The following is an 18,538-nucleotide window of genomic DNA, read 5'->3' as shown; positions in this document are numbered from 1 at the left end:
GAGGGGTTGGGGTGCCGTCTAAAGTCGAACCATGACTGACACGAACGCTGGCCTCGAGGTGGACGCACCCGTAGAAGACCCCATGGAAGTGCTGATTGGCCTGCTGGATCTTGGTGACTTTGACGGAGCCCGCACCAACGAGGACATTTTCCTGGGGCCGTCCCAAAAGCAACCCAGGCACCGCGTTTTTGGTGGCCAGGTGCTGGCGCAGTCCATGATGGCCGGCATGAGGACCGTTGAGCCGGACAGGGTGGCGCACTCCATGCACGGATACTTTCTCCGTCCGGGTGATGCCAACAAACCCATCACCTTCGGTGTTGAGAGGCTGCGGGATGGCCGGTCCTTCTCGGCCCGCCGCGTACATGCCTACCAGGACGGCGTACCGATTCTCTCAATGATCGCTTCCTTCCAGGTGGAAGACAGCGGCCTGGACCATCAGGCACAGATGCCCGAGGGCATCCCTGATCCGGAAACCCTGCCCAGCACCGCCGAGCTGTTGTCCCACTACGATCACCCCATGGCACGGCACATGTCTTCAGAGCGGCCCTTCGACGTCCGCCACATCAACCCCGCGCTCTATGTGTCCCCACCCACCGATCATGTAGCTACCAATGCTGTCTGGATGAAGACCATGGGCCCCCTTCCCGATGACCCCAACCTTCACCGGGCCGCCTTGGCGTACGCGAGCGACTACACGCTGCTGGAACCCATCCTCCGTAAGCACGGCCTGGCCTGGATGACGCCGGGCATGAGCGTTGCCAGCCTCGATCACGCCATGTGGTGGCACCGTCCCGTGCGGGTGGACGAGTGGATGCTGTATGTGCAGGAATCCCCCAGTGCCCAGGGTGCCAGGGGACTCGCCACGGGACGCATCTTCAACCGGGACGGGCAGCACGTTGCCACGGTGGCCCAAGAAGGCATGGTCCGGATTCCGTAGCCTTGCCTTAAAGCCAAGAGGCCGATCCCTGCTGGGACCGGCCTCTTGTGTTTGCGGCTTACTATTAGTCGCGGGTCAGGCGGCGGTGGGTCACCCGGTGCGGCTTTGCGGCATCGGGGCCGAGGCGCTCCACCTTGTTCTCCTCGTAGGAGTCGAAGTTGCCCTCGAACCAGTACCACTTGGAGGGGTTCTCGTCGTCGCCTTCATAGGCGAGGATGTGGGTCGCAACCCGGTCCAGGAACCAACGGTCGTGCGATACCACTACGGCGCAGCCCGGGAACTCGAGAAGGGCGTTCTCAAGGCTGCTCAGGGTTTCGACGTCGAGGTCATTAGTAGGTTCGTCAAGGAGCAGGAGGTTGCCACCCTGCTTGAGTGTCAGGGCCAGGTTCAGGCGGTTGCGCTCACCACCGGAGAGGACACCCGCCTTCTTCTGCTGGTCCGGTCCCTTGAAACCAAACGCCGAAACGTAGGCACGCGAAGGCATTTCAACCTGGCCGACCTGGATGAAGTCATGGCCTTCGGAGACAACTTCCCACAGGGACTTGTTGGGATCGATGCCGCCACGGGACTGGTCCACGTAGGAGATCTTCACGGACTCGCCGATTTTGAGCTCACCATCGTCCAAAGGCTCCATACCGACGATCGTCTTGAACAGCGTGGACTTACCCACACCGTTGGGGCCAATGACGCCGACGATGCCGTTGCGGGGCAGCGAGAAGGAAAGGTCTTCGATCAGCACCCGATCGTCGAAGCCCTTCTTCAGGTTCTTGGCCTCGATGACCAAAGAACCCAGGCGCGGTCCGGGCGGAATCTGGATCTCTTCGAAGTCCAGCTTGCGGGTGCGCTCGGCCTCGGCAGCCATTTCCTCGTAGCGGGCCAGACGGGCCTTGGACTTGGTCTGGCGGCCCTTGGCGTTGGAGCGCACCCACTCAAGTTCCTCGGTAAGGCGCTTGGAAAGCTTCGCGTCTTTCTTGCCCTGGACCTCCAGGCGGGCTTTCTTCTTCTCCAGGTAGGTGGAGTAGTTGCCCTCATACGGATAGAGGTGGCCGCGGTCGACTTCTGCGATCCATTCAGCCACGTGGTCAAGGAAGTAACGGTCGTGGGTCACGGCAAGGACAGCGCCGGGGTACTGAGCCAGGTGCTGCTCAAGCCAAAGTACGCTCTCGGCGTCCAGGTGGTTGGTGGGCTCATCAAGGAGCAGGAGGTCGGGCTTCTGCAGGAGAAGCTTGCACAGTGCTACGCGGCGGCGCTCACCACCGGAGAGGACTGTGACATCGGAATCAGCCGGCGGGCAGCGCAGTGCGTCCATGGCCTGCTCGAGCTGGGAATCGATGTCCCAGGCATCAGCAGCATCAATGGCTTCCTGAAGCTTGCCCATCTCGTCCAGGAGCGTCTCGTAGTCCGCATCCGGGTTGGCCATTTCTTCGGAGATCTCATTGAAGCGCTGGATCTTGCCGTAGATCTCGCCAACACCCTCCTGGACATTGCCCAGGACGGTCTTATCCTCGTTCAGCGGCGGTTCCTGCAGGAGGATGCCCACGGTGTAGCCGGGGCTCAGGCGGGCCTCGCCGTTTGACGGGGTGTCCAGTCCGGCCATGATCTTCAGGATGGTGGACTTACCAGCACCGTTCGGTCCCACGACGCCGATCTTCGCGCCAGGAAAGAACGACATGCTGACATCGTCCAGAATAAGTTTGTCGCCAACGGCCTTGCGAGCCTTGGTCATCGTGTAAATGAATTCCGCCATGCCCTTAAATCTAATGGGTAGGCGTACATAACTCACATTCGGACCATGGGGTGGAGCTAGCGTGAGTCTCCCACGAAGCATTTTCCGGTGGCCAGCACCGGCAGCACCGTAACCACTACCCCGCCGTCGCGGATCTGCCCCATGACGCAGCTCTCCCCAGTCAGCGCTGCGGCTTCCATCGCATCCACGTCAAGGCCCGTGGGCGTACGGCTCACGGACACCTCTACGTTGGCGTTGGGAATGCCTGCAGCAACCAGGGCCGCACGCAGGGTTTCGCGGTCGGGCTTGGGGGTGCTGGCTACCAGGGTTTTCAGCGTTGACTCCACGGCAGAGGTGGTTGCTGCAACAGCCGGATCAATGGTGGCCGTGGCCACCGGACTCGCGGACGGTGAGGGAGTAACCGCTGGCTGAACGGTGGATGACGTGGGCGTTGCCGTGCAAGCGGTGAGCGTCAATGCCGCCGCGATCATCAGCGACAACCCGGCTACGCGGACTTTCGATGCGTCTGCTGCCCTGCCATATGCCTGTGCGGTTCGCCTGCTTATCACCTAGCCATTCTGCCATCCACAAACGAGTGCGCCATTCACCTGCGAGCGCCATTCACAGGGCGTGCTGACGGGCGTAGCGTTTTCCCAGTTAGGGTTTAGCGCTTCCAAGTGACGTTTCAGGGCAGAACGAAGCGGTACCAGGACAGAGGCACCATCCTTGCTTTCGATCCTCCGAAGTTGCTGAAGACCACTCATTACAGTCCATCCTCGGGGCTCCCTGACGTTCCCGAGAACCACCACACTGTGGAATACAACGTGACTGACGAATCTGACGGAACAAGAGTGACCATCATTCAGGGCAACAATTCGAGTGTGGAGGAAGTGGAGCAGTCCACCGCGACCTGGGAGTTGGTGCTCCGAAACCTCAAGGAATTTCTCGAGTAAGGGCGCTAACGAGTGCGTGCCTTTTAACGCGGACATCCCCCTTGGACGCTGTTCCAAGGGGGATGTTTCGGTGCCCCAGGAGGGAATCGAACCCCCGACCGGCGGATTAGAAGGCCGCTGCTCTATCCCCTGAGCTACTGGGGCGCACTCGCGCCAAGACCACATGGGCCGCTGGCGCCACAAAGAGTTTACAGTGCGATCAGCCAACTGCTTGCCATCCCATGCAAGGTGCCTCTAGTCCTCCACAGCCGCCGTTATCCACATAGGCGCATGAGGCACTGCCCTCACTGACTTCCCTGGATGAAGCTGAAAGAGCCGGACAGGCACTTCACCAAACCGAGAAGGACCACCATGAATGACATGATCACCGTTCGGGGCTTCGTGGCCTCGGAGGTCAAGAGCTCCACCACAACACGGGGCACGTCCACGGCATCGTTCCGTCTGGGCACCACGGAACGCCGCTACGACCGTGCCACCAACACCTGGGTGGACGGGAACACCAATTGGTACACGGTTCAGTCATTCCGCTACCTCGCCGGACACGTTGGATGCAGCGTGAAAAAGGGACAGCGCGTCCTCGTCGTTGGGAAGCTCCGGTTGCGGCAATGGGAACATGAGGGGCGTGTCTACCACGTAGCCGAAATCGACGCCGAATCAGTGGGACATGACCTAATGTGGGGCTCTGCCAACTTCACCCGAATGACCGGCGCCTCAGCCCCTGCCGATGCAGCACCTGCTGTTGAGGCACCCGGCACCCCTGACCGCAGCAATGACTGGGACTCGGACGACCACGAACAAGTTCCACCGGAAGACGAGTCCATCGTGAGGGACGTTGACGGTCCTGATGGCACCGGTCCCCTACTGGTCAACACCACAACAGGCGAACTGGTGGGTGCCGGCGTGTGATCGTTGCACCACGATTCCGGCGTCCACGGGACCAGCAACGCGGGCCCGGCCTATTGTGGGTCCATGGAACACGGCCATCCTGCTTCGAAGATCGAGACAGCTCCTGCCACCTGGGCGGCTGTTGAGGAATTGTTCGGAACCAAGGGCGAACCCTCCCGGTGCTGGTGCCGGTGGTTCGCCCTTACCGGCAATGATTGGGCCGGAACATCGCCCGGTGACCGCAGGGAATTGTTGAAGTCATCGTTCCAAACAGGTCCTGCGCCCGGTGTACTGGCGTTCCGGGATGGTCGTCCGGTCGGCTGGTGCGCAGTGGAACCACGAGCCAAGTATCCGCGCCTGAAACGCTCCCAGGTCCTCAGAGAGGCAGGTCTCCGGTCGGAGGAAGGCCTCGATCTTTGGGCCGTCAGTTGCTTTGTTGTAGCACCGAACCACAGGCGCACCGGAGTGTCGTCCGCTCTGCTTTCTGCCGCGATGGATCACGCTTTCAACAACGGTGCGAACGTCATCGAGGCCTATCCGGTGGATACGGATCAAAGGACCAAAGCGACGGCCTCGGACCTCTTCCACGGCACGCTTTCTCTTTTCAAGGCTGCCGGCTTCAGTTCCGTGTCCGAATCAGTTCCCGGCCGGCCGGTGGTACGCCTCAAAAAGCGTGGTGCGGCTCGATAAGGAGGCCCGGCAAACTACGGCAAAGTGAGGATCATCGGCCCGTCAGCCGTGACGGCCACAGTGTGTTCGCTGTGGGCGGCGCGTCGCCCGTTTGCCGAACGAAGAGTCCATTCGTCCTCGTCGTGGTAGTAGTCGTCCTTGCCGCCCAGGATCAACATGGGCTCAATGGCAATGACCAGGCCTTCTTCGAGCTTCATGCCCCGGCCAGGTCGTCCCAGGTTAGGGACAGGAGGTTCGGCGTGCATTGTCCGTCCTATGCCATGCCCTCCATGATCAGCCAACAGCCCATATCCGGCACGTTTCGCCTCGCCACCAATCGCATATGCAAGGTCACCCATCTTGTTTCCTATGCGGGCAGCGTCGATACCGCGGACAAGTGCGGCTTCCGTTGCTTTCACCAATTCATGATCCGCCGGGTCTCCGTCCCCTACGACGAAGCTGACGGCGGCATCACCGCACCAGCCTTCCACGAAGGCACCACAATCGACGCTGAGCAGATCGCCGTCCTCCAGTACGTATCCATTGGGGATCCCGTGCACCACGGCGTCGTTGACACTGGTACAAATGACGCCGGGGAACGGCACAGCCGCCCAGCGTGGGTGGTAATCCAGGAAGGCAGGCTTTGCCCCGGCATCGGAGATTACGGCGGCAGCGACGTCGTCGAGTTCCTTAAGCGAAACACCCACTTCAGCTTGCTCCCGGACTGCGGACAGTGCATTGGCCACTACGCGACCGGCCTCGCGCATCATCGCGATTTGGTCCGGTGATTTCAGCATTGACATCAAGGTTCCTTCGTTGTGGCCGATGTGAAGTTGGTTGTTGCCGGCGGGAGTTCGTTGTTGCCGATATGAGTTCGGGAGCCGATGGCCGCGAAAAGGAACAGCGGGCCGAATATGCCCACTCTACGGTGGCCGAACAGCGGGGACCACAGTTATCGCGCAGCGGCTCACACCCCGTCGTCCGTCACCGACCTAGAGTTATGGCATGAGCCCCAATGTCCTCGTGGAGTCGATCCGATCAACGCTCCGATCAGCCGCTGATGCCGAACGCGGCGCCGGAGCCCAGGCTTACTTGAAGTCCGACATGCCTTCCTGGGGTGTCCGGGTTCCCGAGGTTCGCAGGATAGTGAAGGTTGCAGTGAAGCAGTTCCCGGTGACCTCGCCAGCTGAGCTGCAAAAAGCCGTTCTTGAGCTGTGGCGCAACGCGGAGGCCCGCGAAGAGCGATACGCAGCAATCGACCTGACAGGCCTGCGAATGGTCAAAGAAGACCTGCAGATGCTCCCCCTATATGAGGAAATTATCCGGACGGGTGCATGGTGGGACCTCGTCGATGGGGTCTCACATCGGATCTGCGCGCTTCTTCTTGCGCACCGGCCCACGATGACGCCGGTACTGCTGCAGTGGTCCACTGACCACGACATGTGGATTCGCCGGGCGGCGATCACTGCACAGCTAGGGGCCAAGTCAGAGACTGATACCGGCCTCCTGTCAGCGGTCATCTCCGCGAACCTCGCCGACAACGAATTCTTCGTCCGCAAGGCCATCGGGTGGGCTTTACGCGAGTACAGCAAAACAGATCCCGAATGGGTCAAGGCGTTCGCTGCCAACAACGCGGCCGCTCTGAGTCCGCTGTCCACCCGTGAGGCATTGCGACTGTTGCCGTCCGACTGACGCGGAAGGCAGCGGGCCGGACACGGCCGAGTCATCAGATAATCGGACGCAGCCCGGATTCGTCCCGCACCCGGAACAAGCTCTTGGTCTTCGGATCCATGAAAATCAGGTAAATGGCGAAGAACAGTGCAATAACGGCCGCCCCGATCCGGGCCAGCAACAGTGCCAAGCCCAGGTCTTCACTCTGAAGGTACGGGAAGACGTCCAACTGGTCGGAGATGGCGTAGACCATGAAGAATGACACAACGAAATACAGTGCCTTGACCTGCCAGTCGTTGCGGATGCCGGTCACGGCAAACAGGGGGATCAACCACACCACGTACCAGGACTGGATCATTGGTGCCAGCAGGACAATGGCAGCAAATGCCAACGTAAGCCGCCGCATGAGCCGGTCGTAGTCTCCCCGGAAGATCATCCAGGCAACAGCAGCAACCATGAGGACCTTGCCGGCGTCATAGACCACCTTGGCCATGACCTGGCCGTCCAACCCCAAAACGCTGGAAATCGATCCGACAGCCAACCCGATAAGACCAACGGGCGCATACCAGATTGCTACGCTCCCGGGCGCCGACAAGCCGTTGATCCAACCGAACCCGAAGCCGTTGACCAGGCTGAGTGCATAGAGGAGCCCGAAGCTCAGAGCCGCTGTTAGGAACCAGTAGAGGAATCTGCGCGGCCATGAGGCATGCTTGCCGGCCCACAGAAGTCCAATGAAAGGAAGGAATACCACCGTGATCGGTTTGACTGAGATGGAGAGCGTGACCAGCACCAGTCCGCGAATGACGCGGTGGGTTGCGCAGTAGTACAGGCCTGCCAGTGCCAGCCCGATCATCAAGGCGTCGTTATGGACGCTGGCAATGAAGTTAGTGAGAAAGAGCGGATTGGCAGCTGTCAGCCATAGTGCCCTGTGGGGATTTACACCGTGGAGTTCGGCCAGCTTCGGCACATAGATGATGCAGAGAACCACACCGACTGCTGCGACGAGGCGGAAGAGCATGATGCTTGCTTCCGGTTGGACGTTGGTCACCCACACCACAAACTGTTCAATCCAAAGAAACAGCTGTCCGTACGGTACCGGCGCCTCTGTCCATTGCTTGTCAGCTCCCAACTGGAAGTAGTTGGGCAGCGCCGATATGCCGTTCTCATAAGGATTGATGCCCTCCACCATCAACCGGCCTTGGCCGATATACGCGTAAACGTCCCTGCTGAAGAGGGGAACAGTGAACATCATGGGCAGACCCCAGGCCACCACCGCCTGCAGCGTGGCTTTTCGGGCTTCCATTCCCCAGACCCGGACCCGCTGGCCCAGACGAAGCCAGGCGCGGACGAGCAGCATGCCGCCGATGGCCAGTAAAACAATGGAAAGTCCGACGCCCACACCTTCGGTGCGCATCCAGATGAAAAGCGGGAGTCGGCGAAGTTCCGAGACCGGAGCAAGCCAGCCAACCCCCAGTGAGCCAAACACCATGAACATGGAACCAACGAAGCCGGCGATCAGCGGCGAACGTGCGTTATCTACCTCGCCGGCAACGGCGTCAGCCGACGGCGTCGCTGTCCCTGCCAACTGGGCGGCGGGTACTGGCACCGTCATGTAGTCGTCATCCAATCGTTCACCCGCTGTGTTCGGGTCAAAATTCTGCGTCATGGGGGCTTTCGGCAACAGGAAGAAACGACACTGCCGCGCTCAAAAATCGTACCATCGGAGCACTTGTAAGCCACTGAGGGATAGGCTTGGCGCGTGCCTATTACTAATGAACGCATCGTCTGGATCGACTGCGAAATGACCGGCCTGGACCTCACGAACGACGCCTTGATCGAGGTTGCAGCGTTGGTGACGGATTCCGAGCTCAACATTCTGGGGGACGGCGTTGACGTCGTCATCAAGCCGGATGACGCAGCGCTGGAACAAATGAATGACTTCGTGCGGGACATGCACACCCGCTCCAAGCTCCTGGACGAGCTCCCCCACGGGAAGACCATGGCAGAGGCAGAAGCACAGGTCCTTGAATACATTGAGAAGTGGGTCCCGGATCCCCGCAAAGCTCCCTTGGGTGGAAACTCTGTGGGAACAGACCGTATGTTCCTTGCCAGGGACATGCCCAACATCGTAGAGCACCTCCATTACCGCGTGATCGATGTCAGCACCATCAAAGAGCTCTCACGCCGTTGGTTCCCGCGCGCGTACTTCCAGTCCCCGGCCAAGCATGGCGGTCACCGCGCCCTGGGCGACATCAAGGACTCCATCGACGAGCTCCGCTACTACCGCCAGGCTGTCTTTGTGCCGGCGCCGGGACCGGACACGGCAACGGCACAGCGCATTTCCAAGGACATCATGGCTACCGCAGAGACCCTGGGGTCCAGCGAAAAAGTGTGATCTGCACCATTTTTTGAGGTTTTTTCGCCAAAACCGGCAAAAGTGGACTTTGCACCCCAAAACAGCAGGTAAGCTATTTGTCGTTGCCTTGAAGGAAAGCCGGTCAAACGGTTCAGTCCAAAAAGGCACATGGTGGGCTTAGCTCAGTTGGCAGAGCGCCTGGTTGTGGTCCAGGAGGTCGCGGGTTCAACCCCCGTAGCTCACCCCACCGAGATTGGCTCCAGAGCCGGTTTCCACAAAGGCCGCACCGGTTATCCGGTGCGGCTTTTGCTTTTAACCCAAAAGCGGACCAAGGCCGCTTCCGGACCGCAGCGCTAGATGAAGGAAAAACTGAGATGACCGTCCTGCCAGTCACCATTTGGGGCGAACCTGTTCTGCACCGCCGGGCAAGTGAAGTCGAGGTTTTCGACGACGAACTCCGCGCCTTGATCGCGGACATGTTCGAGACTAATGACGCTGCCAACGGCGTAGGGCTGGCCGCGCCCCAGATCGGCGTGGGCAAACGCCTTTTTGTCTACAAGTACGCCAACGATGACGACGTCCCCGAACAGGGTGTCGTAGTCAACCCCGTCCTGACGCTGTCCAAGGTCTCCGGCGCACTTCCGGATCCCGATGAACACGTTGAGGGCTGCTTGTCCTTCCCCGGCGAGTACTACCCGCTACAGCGCGCTGAATGGACACGGGTTCAGGGCTTTGACGGCGACGGCAAACCCCTGGATTTCGAAGCGACAGGCTGGTTCGCCAGAATCCTGCAGCACGAGTTCGACCATTTGGACGGCAAGCTTTACGTCAATCGTCTCGTGGACCGGTACTCGAAGAAGGCTCTCAAGCAAGCAAAGAAAAACGGCTGGGGTGTGCCGGGCCTGACCTGGATGCCTGGCGTCGACCCAGATCCGTTCGGGCACTAAGCCATGGCCGCCAGCCCTCACGCAGAGCTTTTTGAGCTCTTGGACATCACCGGCGAAGACGCCACAGAATGTGCGCACCTTCTGGGGACGCCCCCGGACGAGCCTGTTCTGCAGGCAATGAAGACCATGCAGGAACGGCTTGGGACCTTTCCAGTAGACAGCATTCGGGCCAACGGCGCTGTGGAGACGGTGTGGATCGAAGCACTCCTCCGCTTCGCGCCCTCAGTTCACGCCTACCACCTGGAGCTGGGAATCAGTCCCGCTGTCTCGGCCGCATCCTTGGCAGACATGGGCTTGCAGCTTCGTATCAACAGGCGGGTCCATGGCCGTTTTGGCCTGGACACCTGGAGTTGGCTGACGTTGCACATGGCCGGCAATTTGTTCCGGCTGGGCCGACTGCAGTTTCATTTGGTTCCGGCCGATGGTCGGGGCTCAGGCTGGGTTCTTGGCGTCCATATACCCGAAGATGGAGGCCTCTCCCCTGCGCTGGTGGATGCCAGTTTTGCGGAGGCGGGATCCTTCTTCCCCCGGTATTTTCCTGACAAGCCTGCGCGCAAAGCCACGTGTGATTCATGGATGTTGGACCCGTATCTCGTCGAGCGCCTGCCGGACAGCAACATCGCGTCGTTTGCCGGACGTTTCACGCTCGACCGCTGCACTGATGCTCCTACGGATGCCATCTACTTCACTTTCAGGCAGCGGGGACTCCATGACTTGGATAAGCTCCCGCGGGAAACCTCTCTCCAGCGTGTGGTCCTGGAGCGGATCGACGACGGCGGCATCTGGCAACTGGGGCACGGTCACCTGGCATTGTAGATGGTTTGCTGTTCCGGGCACGAGGACAAAACCCGCTTCATGGCGTCCTTTTCAGCCTGCGTAATCCAGAGCTTATAGGCCGCTTTCACGGAGACCTGCCGGGCGACGTAGTGGCAGCGAAAATTCTTGTTAGCCGGCAGCCACGTGGCCGCGTCACCTGCGCCCTTCTTAACATTGGCGGGACCGTCGGCGGCGATCAGGTTCAGCGGATCGTTCGCGAATATTTGCCGCTGCTGCACAGTGAGTTGCTGGGCGCCCTTTTGCCAGGCGTCGGCGAGGGCCACCACGTGATCGATTTGAACTGCGGCACTGGTGTCCTGGCCCCTCCGGAAAGTCACCTGCGACCCCGTGTATGGTTCGTGAAAGCTACCACCGGCAACCTTGCACGAGGAGCCTTCCGTGAATTCGACCGCCGAGAGGTCCCGCCGGAGAATGTCGTTTCTGGTGTCGCATCCATTGCGGTCAGCGTCCGCCCAGGCTTGCCCGAATGCGGCCCTATCGTAGTCCGATTTGGCCGCGCGCCCTTTTACCGGGAGTCGATCCAAGGCGTCGCTCGCCTTTTCCGGGGCAACGGGCACCCCACCGCGAAGGGGTTTCATCCAGCCGGGATTGTAGACGGGCGCTTCACTAGGGCCGGCGGCCCATGGTTCAGCGGCCGTGAATTGTCCTGTGGTGAAATACCATGAAAGCCCTGCCACCACGGTTGCGGCGGCCAGTCCCAGAATGGCCCACGCCTGACGTGACCGTCGCCGCGCGCGTTTGTAGGCAGACCAAGTGATACTCAAGGGACTCCATCCAGTGGGGAAACAGCAATGTCCTACGAGCGTAGGACAAGGCCCCGACAGTCAGAGTCGATATCCACAGTGTGCAGGAGATGTCACACTTCGGAGATGGGATGCTTCAGTGGGTTATTGCTCACGCATTACGCGCTGCAGGTCCTCTGTTGCCAGCGCGAGGAGGCCCCGCAGTTGCTCCACGCGCTGATCCGGAACATCGCCGGAAGCGTTGGCTGCGATAGCTTGATCCAGAAGTTTTTGGGCCTGTTTGTGGTTGGCCTTTGCGACGTCCAGGGCGTGCTCCAGAGTGGTCTCATGTTCCAACGTTGATTCGTTTTCCATGAACCCATTTTGGTCAGGTTTCCCGGCTGATACCAGTGACTCAGCCGGGAAACCCGTGAATACTTCGGCGTGCTTAGGCTCCAGCGCCTTCAAGCACTGCGATGGGAGCAACCACGTCGCGTGCCGGGAACGACGGCGGGTTTACGCCGGCCATTTCTTCCATGACACGGACTACCTGGCAGGAGTAGCCGAACTCGTTGTCGTACCAGACGTAGAGAACGAGGTTCTTGTCGTTGGAAATCGTTGCGAGGCCGTCAACGATGCCCGCGCGGCGTGAGCCAACGAAGTCAGTGGAGACAACATCGGGAGAGTCGATGTAGTCGATCTGCTTGCGAAGATCGGAGTGCAGGGACATCTCACGGAGGAAGTCGTTGACTTCGTCGCGGGTGGTTCCCTTTTCAAGGTTGAGGTTCAGGATGGCCATGGAAACATCCGGAGTAGGAACGCGGATGGCATTGCCCGTGAGCTTGCCCTGCAGTTCCGGAAGTGCCTTGGCTACGGCCTTGGCGGCACCAGTCTCCGTGATGACCATGTTCAGGGCCGCGGAACGGCCGCGGCGATCACCCTTGTGGAAGTTGTCGATCAGGTTCTGGTCATTGGTGAAGGAGTGCACAGTCTCAACGTGGCCGTGGATGATGCCGAACTTGTCGTTGATGGCTTTCAGCACCGGCGTAATGGCGTTGGTAGTGCAGGATGCCGCGGTGACGATCTTGTCATCATCGGAGATGTCCCGGTGGTTGATGCCGTGGACGATGTTCTTCAGCTCACCCTTGCCCGGTGCAGTGAGCAGCACACGGGAAGCACCCTTGCTCTGCAGGTGCTGGGAGAGACCCTCGGCGTCGCGCCAGCGGCCCGTGTTGTCCACCACCAGGGCGTCCTTGATACCGAAGGCCGTGTAGTCCACAGTGGCCGGGTTGTCCGAGTAGATGACTTGGATTTGCACGCCGTTGGCGGTGATGGTGTTGGCTTCCTCGTCCACGCGGATGGTGCCTTCGAAGGAACCGTGTACCGAGTCACGACGCAGCAGGCTGGCGCGCTTTACAAGATCGTTCTCGGCGCCCTTGCGCACTACGATCGCGCGGAGTCGCAGGCCGTGCCCGCCACCGGCCTTCTCAATGAGGATGCGGGCCAGGAGGCGGCCAATGCGGCCAAAGCCGTAAAGAACGACGTCGGTGCTGGTGCGGTCGTCTGCGCCACGCTTTCCCACGATTTCGGCGAGCTCGGCACGCAGGTACTCATCCAGCGAGGCGCCGTTGCCTTCGGCCCGGAACTTCTCTGTCAAACGTGCGATATCAATGGCGGCTGCGCCGAGTTCCAGCTCGGACAGGGCGTTCAGCAGCGGTGCGGTCTCTTCGAGCAGCAGCTCGTGGTTGCTCATCCGGCGCGCAAAGCGGTGGGCCTTCAGGATGTTCATGGTGGACTTGTTGATCAGGCTCCGGCCGTGGATGCTCGTGACCACGTTGTTTTCCCGGTACAACCGGCCGATCACCGGAATCATGGCCTCGGCGAGAGCCTCCCGGCCCATCCACTTATCAAGACAAGAATCTGACGTCTGGCTCACAGAACTACCTTCCTTGGGTCAACCACATACGTCTTCGTATGCAGATGGCAGCGGCCGCCCGGAGTAGTCCTGCGGCTCATGCGCCGGCGGGCTTCGGTCCACCCACAGCGCCTTGAACGAGAGCAAAGAAAATCCGCCGGCTGCGAACGCAGTCCCGGCGGCAGAACATCTACGTTCAGTAACCATTCTAGGGCGGAAGGAAGCGGTGAAGGCCGCCCCGCGGCGTGAAATCACTCACACGGCGGAAATTCGGGAGTAATAAATGGATGGGTCGACCGATACGCCGGGTTCTGTCATCCCCTGCCGTTACCGGAAAAGGAGTGGCGGCCATCCATCTACGAACGCCGTTGCCGACGCCCTCCAGCAGCCTACCCGGACACTCGGGCGAGCAGCCCTCAAGCGTGTCCTGTCTGGCCTTGCTCCGGGTGGGGTTTACCTAGCCTCCCCGGTCACCCAGGGAGCTGGTGGTCTCTTACACCACCGTTTCACCCTTACCTGCTGCGCTGCGATGCAAACATCACGACGCGCAGGCGGTCTCTTCTCTGTGGCACTGGCCTGCGGGTTACCCCGAGTGGGCGTTACCCACCACCCTGCTCTGCGGAGCCCGGACGTTCCTCGAGCCACTTTCGTGACGCGCGACCGCCTGGTCGACCCATCCGCCGTCCAGTCTACCGGCGTTGGGACCACCCAAAGACCCCGGTAATATCGACGGGTGCTGATTCTGCTGCCGCCTTCCGAAGGCAAGACCCCCGCTGCCAACGGTCCCTCCATCAACTGGGAATCGCTCAGCTTCCCTGAACTGAACCCGCACCGGGCAAAAGTACTAGAAGCGTTGGGCACGGTGAGCGCGCACGAGGATGCACTTGCGCTGTTGGGGGTCGGCGCCTCGCTGCGGGACGACGTCGAACGTAATACGCGGCTGCATGCCGAACCGGCCGCTCCCGCGCATCAGGTCTATTCAGGGGTCCTGTATGACGCCCTTGGCTACAACAGCATGACCCCGACGCAGCGCCGGAAGGCGAACGAATCCATCCTGGTGGTTTCCGCACTGTGGGGCGCCATCGGCTTTGGCGACCATGTGCCCGCCTACCGGTTGTCCATGGGAACTGCACTGCCCGACGTCGGACGCCTCGCGTCCTACTGGAAGCCGCAGCTTAACGCCGCCCTCGCCTCACGTGCTGAAGGTGAGCTCCTGGTCGATTGCCGCTCCAGCACCTACGCCGCGGCCTGGGCTCCCCCGGCGACGCAGACAGTCAATGTCAACGTCTTCAACGAGGCGAACGGCAAGCGCACGGTTGTCAGCCACTTCGCCAAACACACCCGCGGGGAACTTGCGCGACACTTGCTGACCCGGCGCGGCAAGGCGCCGGCAACCCCGGATCAGCTCCTGAAGGCCGCGGGGGAAATCTGGAGAACAGAACTTGTTGAGGGCACGGCCCGAAAGCCGCACGCGCTTAACATCATCCTGTCCAACTGACTGCTCCTGCCCAGCTGAGGTTGGGCTGCGTCAGTTCCACTCCGCCGAACGGACCAGGATGACACCTGAGTCCGGGCAAAAAACAATGTCGTCCTCTGCGGCTGCTTTGACTTCGGCAAGGTCGCCGGGGCTGAGCATCATGCCGGAGCCTTCGGATTTACCGTGGAACAGCCGGGCTGCACCGACGCCCCGCTTGGTAATGGTCTTCTCGTAGATGGCAAGCACTCCCGCGTCCAGGGATTCCGCGAAAGCGGCACGTTGCCCGCGGACCACCGTTTCTTCAGCGGCAATCTCTGCAATAGCCTCGTCCAGCTCAGCCCGGATGCTGCCGAACGAACCCTGGATGTCGTCCACGATCGCCTGCTGGGCAGCCTGACGCTCCCGCAACGTATCCAGGCGCTCCAGGATTTCGAGCTCCACGTCTTCAAGGTCCGAACGGCGCTTATTGAGTGAGGCAATGTCGCTCTGCAGCGCCACCAGGTCCTTGGACAGGCCGGTGCCGCTGTTGAGCCGGGTCTCATCGCGTTCAATGCGGGTGGCTACCTGCTCAACGTCGGCTTCCGCACGGCGAAGTTCCGCCTCGGCGTCGTGGACGGCAACCTTGGCAGCGCCAAGTTCGCCGTTGGCCACGTTCAACGCATCCGTGAGGTCCGTGATGCGTGGATCTGTTTCCAGAACCTTCCGTCGGCCGGCAAGCGACCTGAGCTTGGCATCGAGCCCCTGCAGTTCAAGCAATTTCAATTGTTCTGCCGGTGCTGCTTTCGCCACGCTTACCTCCGCTAATCGCCACCGGTCCTGGGGATCAGGTCCGGCCGGACCACCACTATCTGTATGGGCTGCCCGTATCTTTCTAGACTCTAGTCCCCGCCGGGAGTGAGTATGAAGTCCCATGGGTCGCTGTTGGTGCCGCTGACGCGGATCTCGACGTCGTAGCCCTGGTCTGCGAGCACGTTACCCAGCGCTTCGGCGGCTGCAGGCAGCCACAGCCACTCACTGGCAAAGTGCGAAACATCGATCAGGTAGGGCCTGCCGTTTGTGGCACCTTCGCGGGCCTCCGATGCCGGGTGGTGACGCATGTCTGCCGTGACGTACACATCCGCATGGCTGGCCCGAACGGCGTCGAACAGGCTGTCCCCGGCTCCACCGCAAACTGCGACACGCCGGACCAGGCCGTCTTTATCGCCAGCCACCCGGACTCCCCCGGCGACAGCGGGCAGCATCTCAAAGACGCGCGCTGCGAAATCACCGAGCGTCTCAAGTTCAGGGAGGTCCCCCACCCTGCCGATGCCCTCCTCCGGAAGGCCGTTGCTAGCAGCAGTCAGCGGAGTGACGTTCTCCAATCCGAAAGCGTCGGCCAGGACATCAGAAACCCCGCCCACTGCTGAATCACCATTGGTGTGCACGGTCAAAAGGCCCGTACCGGCCTCTATCAACCGGTGGACAGCGAGGCCCTTTGCGGACGTGGCTGCCACAGAGTTCACCCCTTTGAGAAGCAGGGGGTGGTGTGTGATGAGCAGTTCGGCTCCCCACTCCACGGCCTCATCGATCACGGCCAGCGTGGGATCCACAGCAAAGAGGATTTTGGTGACAGGGGCGTTGGGTCGGCCGACAACAAGGCCCACCTCATCCCAGTCTTCAGCCAGGGACTCCGGCCAGAGTTCCTCGACAGCCAGCAACACCTGACCGAGCGTAGGATCACCGCTGGCGTCAACTGTTTCGTCTTCTTCGACGGAATCCGCATCAGAAATGTCGGTGTTTACTGCTTCCATGCTCTTATTCTTCCCTACTGGGCCCGATCGGGCGGTTGCCGCACCGGCAGCACCTCCCTGGTGCCGTAATTCTCCCGTAAGGTGAAGCGGGAATCATCAGGCCCTCCGATCCATTGAAGAGAACATGAAAACTTTCGTACTTGGCGGCGGCTGCTTCTGGTGCCTTGATGCCGTATACCAGAAGACCCGCGGCGTCAGCTCGGTTGTATCCGGTTACACCGGCGGCCACGTCCGCAATCCCGATTACTACGAAGTGTGCTCCGGCACTACGGGCCATGCAGAAGTTGTCGCGGTGACATTCGATGAAACCGTGGTTCCGGAGGAAGTCATCCTGGACATGTTCTTCGCCCTGCACGACCCCACCACGCTGAACCGTCAGGGCTATGACGTGGGAACCCAGTACCGGTCCTCGATGTTCTACACAACGACGGAAGAGAAGGTGCTGTTCGAGGAAGCCATCGAGCGCGCCCAGGCCCTATGGTCCGATCCGATTGTGACCGAGGTCAGCCGTCTTCCCGAGTTCCATGAGGCCGAGGAAGTCCACCAGAATTACTATGCGAAGTTCCCGTATCAGGGGTACTGCCAGGTGATCATTAACCCGAAATTGGCTAAGGCCCGGAAATATTACTCTGCGTGGCTTACTGCTTAGCAGGGTTTCGATCCTGCTGGTTAGGCTGACCTCAGCAATCCCTCTTCAGAGATAGGCGTAATTTTCATGGCAAGGATCTACGACGACGTCACGCAGCTTGTCGGCCGCACCCCGCTGGTCCGTCTGAACCGGCTGACCGAAGGCCTCGACGCCACCGTTGCAGTCAAGCTTGAGTTCTACAACCCGGCCAACAGCGTCAAGGACCGTATCGGCGTGGCCATCATTGATGCCGCCGAGAAGTCCGGCGCCCTGAAGCCCGGTGGAACCATCGTCGAAGGTACCTCCGGCAACACCGGCATCGCACTGGCCCTGGTGGGTGCAGCCCGCGGTTACAAGGTCATCCTGACCATGCCTGAGACCATGTCCACTGAGCGCCGGGTCATGCTGCGTGCGTACGGTGCGGAAATTGTCCTGACGCCCGGTTCCGAGGGCATGCGTGGCGCCGTCGAGAAGGCACAGGAAATCGTCGCCAACACGGAGAACTCCATCTGGGCTCAGCAGTTCGCCAACGAGGCCAACCCGGCGATCCACCGCACCACGACCGCCGAGGAAGTCTGGGAAGACACCGATGGCGAAGTAGACATTTTTGTTGCTGGCGTAGGCACCGGCGGCACCATCACAGGTGTTGGCCAGGTCCTCAAGGAGCGCAAGCCCGGCGTGCAGATTGTCGCTATCGAGCCCAAGGACTCCGCGATCCTCAACGGTGGAGCGCCCGGTCCGCACAAGATCCAGGGAATCGGCGCCAACTTTGTTCCGGAAATCCTGGACACCAACGTTTACGACGAAGTCTTGGACGCTACCCTCGAGGACTCGGTCCGCGTAGCCCGTGAACTCGGCGCTCGTGAAGGTATCCTCGGCGGCATTTCCTCCGGCGCCATCGTGTGGGGTGCACTGGAACTGGCCAAGCGTCCCGAGAACGCCGGCAAGCTGATCGTCGCCGTCGTGTGTGACTTTGGAGAGCGTTACATCTCCACGGTGCTGTTCGACGACATCCGCGGCTAACA

Annotated in this window: 20 protein-coding genes, 2 tRNA genes and 1 other RNA gene; 12 read left to right on the top strand and 11 right to left on the bottom strand. The window is 60.8% G+C overall.

Annotated features, from left to right (window positions below; translation table 11 throughout):
* The first annotated feature begins 31 nt into the window (after positions 1-31).
* Entirely contained in the window at positions 32-937 is a 906-nt protein-coding gene (locus AC6CH8_RS13430) for an acyl-CoA thioesterase (protein ID WP_498191048.1), read from the top strand.
* 64 nt (positions 938-1,001) lie between these two features.
* Here AC6CH8_RS13430 and ettA read toward each other — a convergent pair whose 3' ends face one another.
* Together ettA and AC6CH8_RS13420 are read right to left on the bottom strand one after the other, a co-directional pair.
* Positions 1,002-2,684 (bottom strand): energy-dependent translational throttle protein EttA, encoded by a 1,683-nt coding sequence (ettA, locus tag AC6CH8_RS13425; RefSeq protein ID WP_498191046.1) that lies wholly within the window; start codon positions 2,682-2,684, stop codon positions 1,002-1,004.
* A 56-nt stretch (positions 2,685-2,740) separates the two neighbouring features.
* Positions 2,741-3,232 (bottom strand): DUF6993 domain-containing protein, encoded by a 492-nt coding sequence (locus AC6CH8_RS13420; RefSeq protein WP_498191044.1) that lies wholly within the window; start codon positions 3,230-3,232, stop codon positions 2,741-2,743.
* 108 nt (positions 3,233-3,340) lie between these two features.
* Here AC6CH8_RS13420 and AC6CH8_RS13415 point away from each other — a divergent pair, with 108 nt between their 5' ends.
* A complete protein-coding gene (locus AC6CH8_RS13415; RefSeq protein ID WP_498191042.1) occupies positions 3,341-3,616 on the top strand; it encodes an SRPBCC family protein in 276 nt (91 codons plus the stop codon).
* 71 nt (positions 3,617-3,687) lie between these two features.
* On the opposite strand, the gene AC6CH8_RS13410 is transcribed toward AC6CH8_RS13415, so the two are convergent.
* Positions 3,688-3,760 (bottom strand) — tRNA-Arg (locus AC6CH8_RS13410).
* Positions 3,761-3,967: 207 nt separating this feature from the next.
* On the opposite strand from AC6CH8_RS13410, the gene AC6CH8_RS13405 reads away from it, so the two are divergent.
* Positions 3,968-4,522: a single-stranded DNA-binding protein gene (locus AC6CH8_RS13405; protein WP_178994851.1), complete on the top strand. Its 555-nt coding sequence runs from the start codon at positions 3,968-3,970 to the stop codon at positions 4,520-4,522.
* A 63-nt stretch (positions 4,523-4,585) separates the two neighbouring features.
* On the top strand, positions 4,586-5,191 hold the full coding sequence (locus tag AC6CH8_RS13400) for a GNAT family N-acetyltransferase (RefSeq protein ID WP_498191040.1): 606 nt from the start codon (positions 4,586-4,588) through the stop codon (positions 5,189-5,191).
* Positions 5,192-5,205: 14 nt separating this feature from the next.
* Here AC6CH8_RS13400 and map read toward each other — a convergent pair whose 3' ends face one another.
* Positions 5,206-5,973, bottom strand: coding sequence for a type I methionyl aminopeptidase (gene map, locus AC6CH8_RS13395; RefSeq protein WP_498191038.1), 768 nt, complete (start codon positions 5,971-5,973; stop codon positions 5,206-5,208).
* 202 nt (positions 5,974-6,175) lie between these two features.
* Here map and AC6CH8_RS13390 point away from each other — a divergent pair, with 202 nt between their 5' ends.
* A complete protein-coding gene (locus AC6CH8_RS13390) occupies positions 6,176-6,862 on the top strand; it encodes a DNA alkylation repair protein (protein ID WP_498191036.1) in 687 nt (228 codons plus the stop codon).
* A 34-nt stretch (positions 6,863-6,896) separates the two neighbouring features.
* On the opposite strand, the gene mptB is transcribed toward AC6CH8_RS13390, so the two are convergent.
* Positions 6,897-8,453, bottom strand: a complete 1,557-nt coding sequence (mptB, locus tag AC6CH8_RS13385; RefSeq protein ID WP_091469565.1) for a polyprenol phosphomannose-dependent alpha 1,6 mannosyltransferase MptB — start codon at positions 8,451-8,453, stop codon at positions 6,897-6,899.
* Positions 8,454-8,600: 147 nt separating this feature from the next.
* Here mptB and orn point away from each other — a divergent pair, with 147 nt between their 5' ends.
* The 4 genes from orn (at position 8,601) to AC6CH8_RS13365 (ending at position 10,960) form a co-directional block, all read left to right on the top strand.
* Positions 8,601-9,236 (top strand): oligoribonuclease, encoded by a 636-nt coding sequence (orn, locus tag AC6CH8_RS13380; RefSeq protein WP_091468019.1) that lies wholly within the window; start codon positions 8,601-8,603, stop codon positions 9,234-9,236.
* 132 nt (positions 9,237-9,368) lie between these two features.
* Positions 9,369-9,444 (top strand) — tRNA-His (locus AC6CH8_RS13375).
* 127 nt (positions 9,445-9,571) lie between these two features.
* The gene (gene def, locus AC6CH8_RS13370; RefSeq protein WP_178994857.1) at positions 9,572-10,144 is read left to right on the top strand and encodes a peptide deformylase; all 573 of its coding nucleotides are present in this window, start codon (positions 9,572-9,574) and stop codon (positions 10,142-10,144) included.
* Positions 10,145-10,147: 3 nt separating this feature from the next.
* Positions 10,148-10,960 (top strand): acyltransferase domain-containing protein, encoded by an 813-nt coding sequence (locus AC6CH8_RS13365; RefSeq protein ID WP_498191034.1) that lies wholly within the window; start codon positions 10,148-10,150, stop codon positions 10,958-10,960.
* Here AC6CH8_RS13365 and AC6CH8_RS13360 read toward each other — a convergent pair.
* From AC6CH8_RS13360 to rnpB, 4 genes are all read right to left on the bottom strand, one after another.
* Complete coding sequence (locus AC6CH8_RS13360) at positions 10,945-11,745, bottom strand: HNH endonuclease family protein (RefSeq protein WP_498191032.1); 801 nt, start codon at positions 11,743-11,745, stop codon at positions 10,945-10,947. The genes AC6CH8_RS13365 and AC6CH8_RS13360 overlap by 16 nt on opposite strands.
* Positions 11,746-11,868: 123 nt before the next feature.
* Positions 11,869-12,078, bottom strand: coding sequence for a hypothetical protein (locus tag AC6CH8_RS13355; RefSeq protein ID WP_091469568.1), 210 nt, complete (start codon positions 12,076-12,078; stop codon positions 11,869-11,871).
* Positions 12,079-12,151: 73 nt separating this feature from the next.
* On the bottom strand, positions 12,152-13,639 hold the full coding sequence (locus AC6CH8_RS13350) for a glyceraldehyde-3-phosphate dehydrogenase (RefSeq protein ID WP_091468029.1): 1,488 nt from the start codon (positions 13,637-13,639) through the stop codon (positions 12,152-12,154).
* A 263-nt stretch (positions 13,640-13,902) separates the two neighbouring features.
* An RNA gene (gene rnpB / locus AC6CH8_RS13345) (RNase P RNA component class A) lies at positions 13,903-14,294 on the bottom strand.
* Positions 14,295-14,351: 57 nt separating this feature from the next.
* Here rnpB and AC6CH8_RS13340 point away from each other — a divergent pair.
* The gene (locus AC6CH8_RS13340; RefSeq protein ID WP_498191029.1) at positions 14,352-15,116 is read left to right on the top strand and encodes a YaaA family protein; all 765 of its coding nucleotides are present in this window, start codon (positions 14,352-14,354) and stop codon (positions 15,114-15,116) included.
* Positions 15,117-15,146: 30 nt separating this feature from the next.
* Here AC6CH8_RS13340 and AC6CH8_RS13335 read toward each other — a convergent pair whose 3' ends face one another.
* Both AC6CH8_RS13335 and AC6CH8_RS13330 read right to left on the bottom strand, forming a co-directional pair.
* A complete protein-coding gene (locus AC6CH8_RS13335; RefSeq protein ID WP_091468033.1) occupies positions 15,147-15,884 on the bottom strand; it encodes a zinc ribbon domain-containing protein in 738 nt (245 codons plus the stop codon).
* Positions 15,885-15,973: 89 nt separating this feature from the next.
* Positions 15,974-16,885 (bottom strand): Nif3-like dinuclear metal center hexameric protein, encoded by a 912-nt coding sequence (locus tag AC6CH8_RS13330; protein WP_091468036.1) that lies wholly within the window; start codon positions 16,883-16,885, stop codon positions 15,974-15,976.
* A 124-nt stretch (positions 16,886-17,009) separates the two neighbouring features.
* On the opposite strand from AC6CH8_RS13330, the gene msrA reads away from it, so the two are divergent.
* Together msrA and cysK are read left to right on the top strand one after the other, a co-directional pair.
* Positions 17,010-17,534, top strand: coding sequence for a peptide-methionine (S)-S-oxide reductase MsrA (gene msrA / locus AC6CH8_RS13325; protein WP_011775087.1), 525 nt, complete (start codon positions 17,010-17,012; stop codon positions 17,532-17,534).
* A gap of 66 nt (positions 17,535-17,600) precedes the next feature.
* Positions 17,601-18,536, top strand: a complete 936-nt coding sequence (gene cysK / locus AC6CH8_RS13320) for a cysteine synthase A (RefSeq protein WP_017200618.1) — start codon at positions 17,601-17,603, stop codon at positions 18,534-18,536.
* The last annotated feature ends 2 nt before the right edge of the window (positions 18,537-18,538 follow it).

Source organism: Paenarthrobacter sp. GQ52 (genome assembly GCF_059759005.1).
This window is presented reverse-complemented; position numbering and strand designations above follow the sequence as displayed.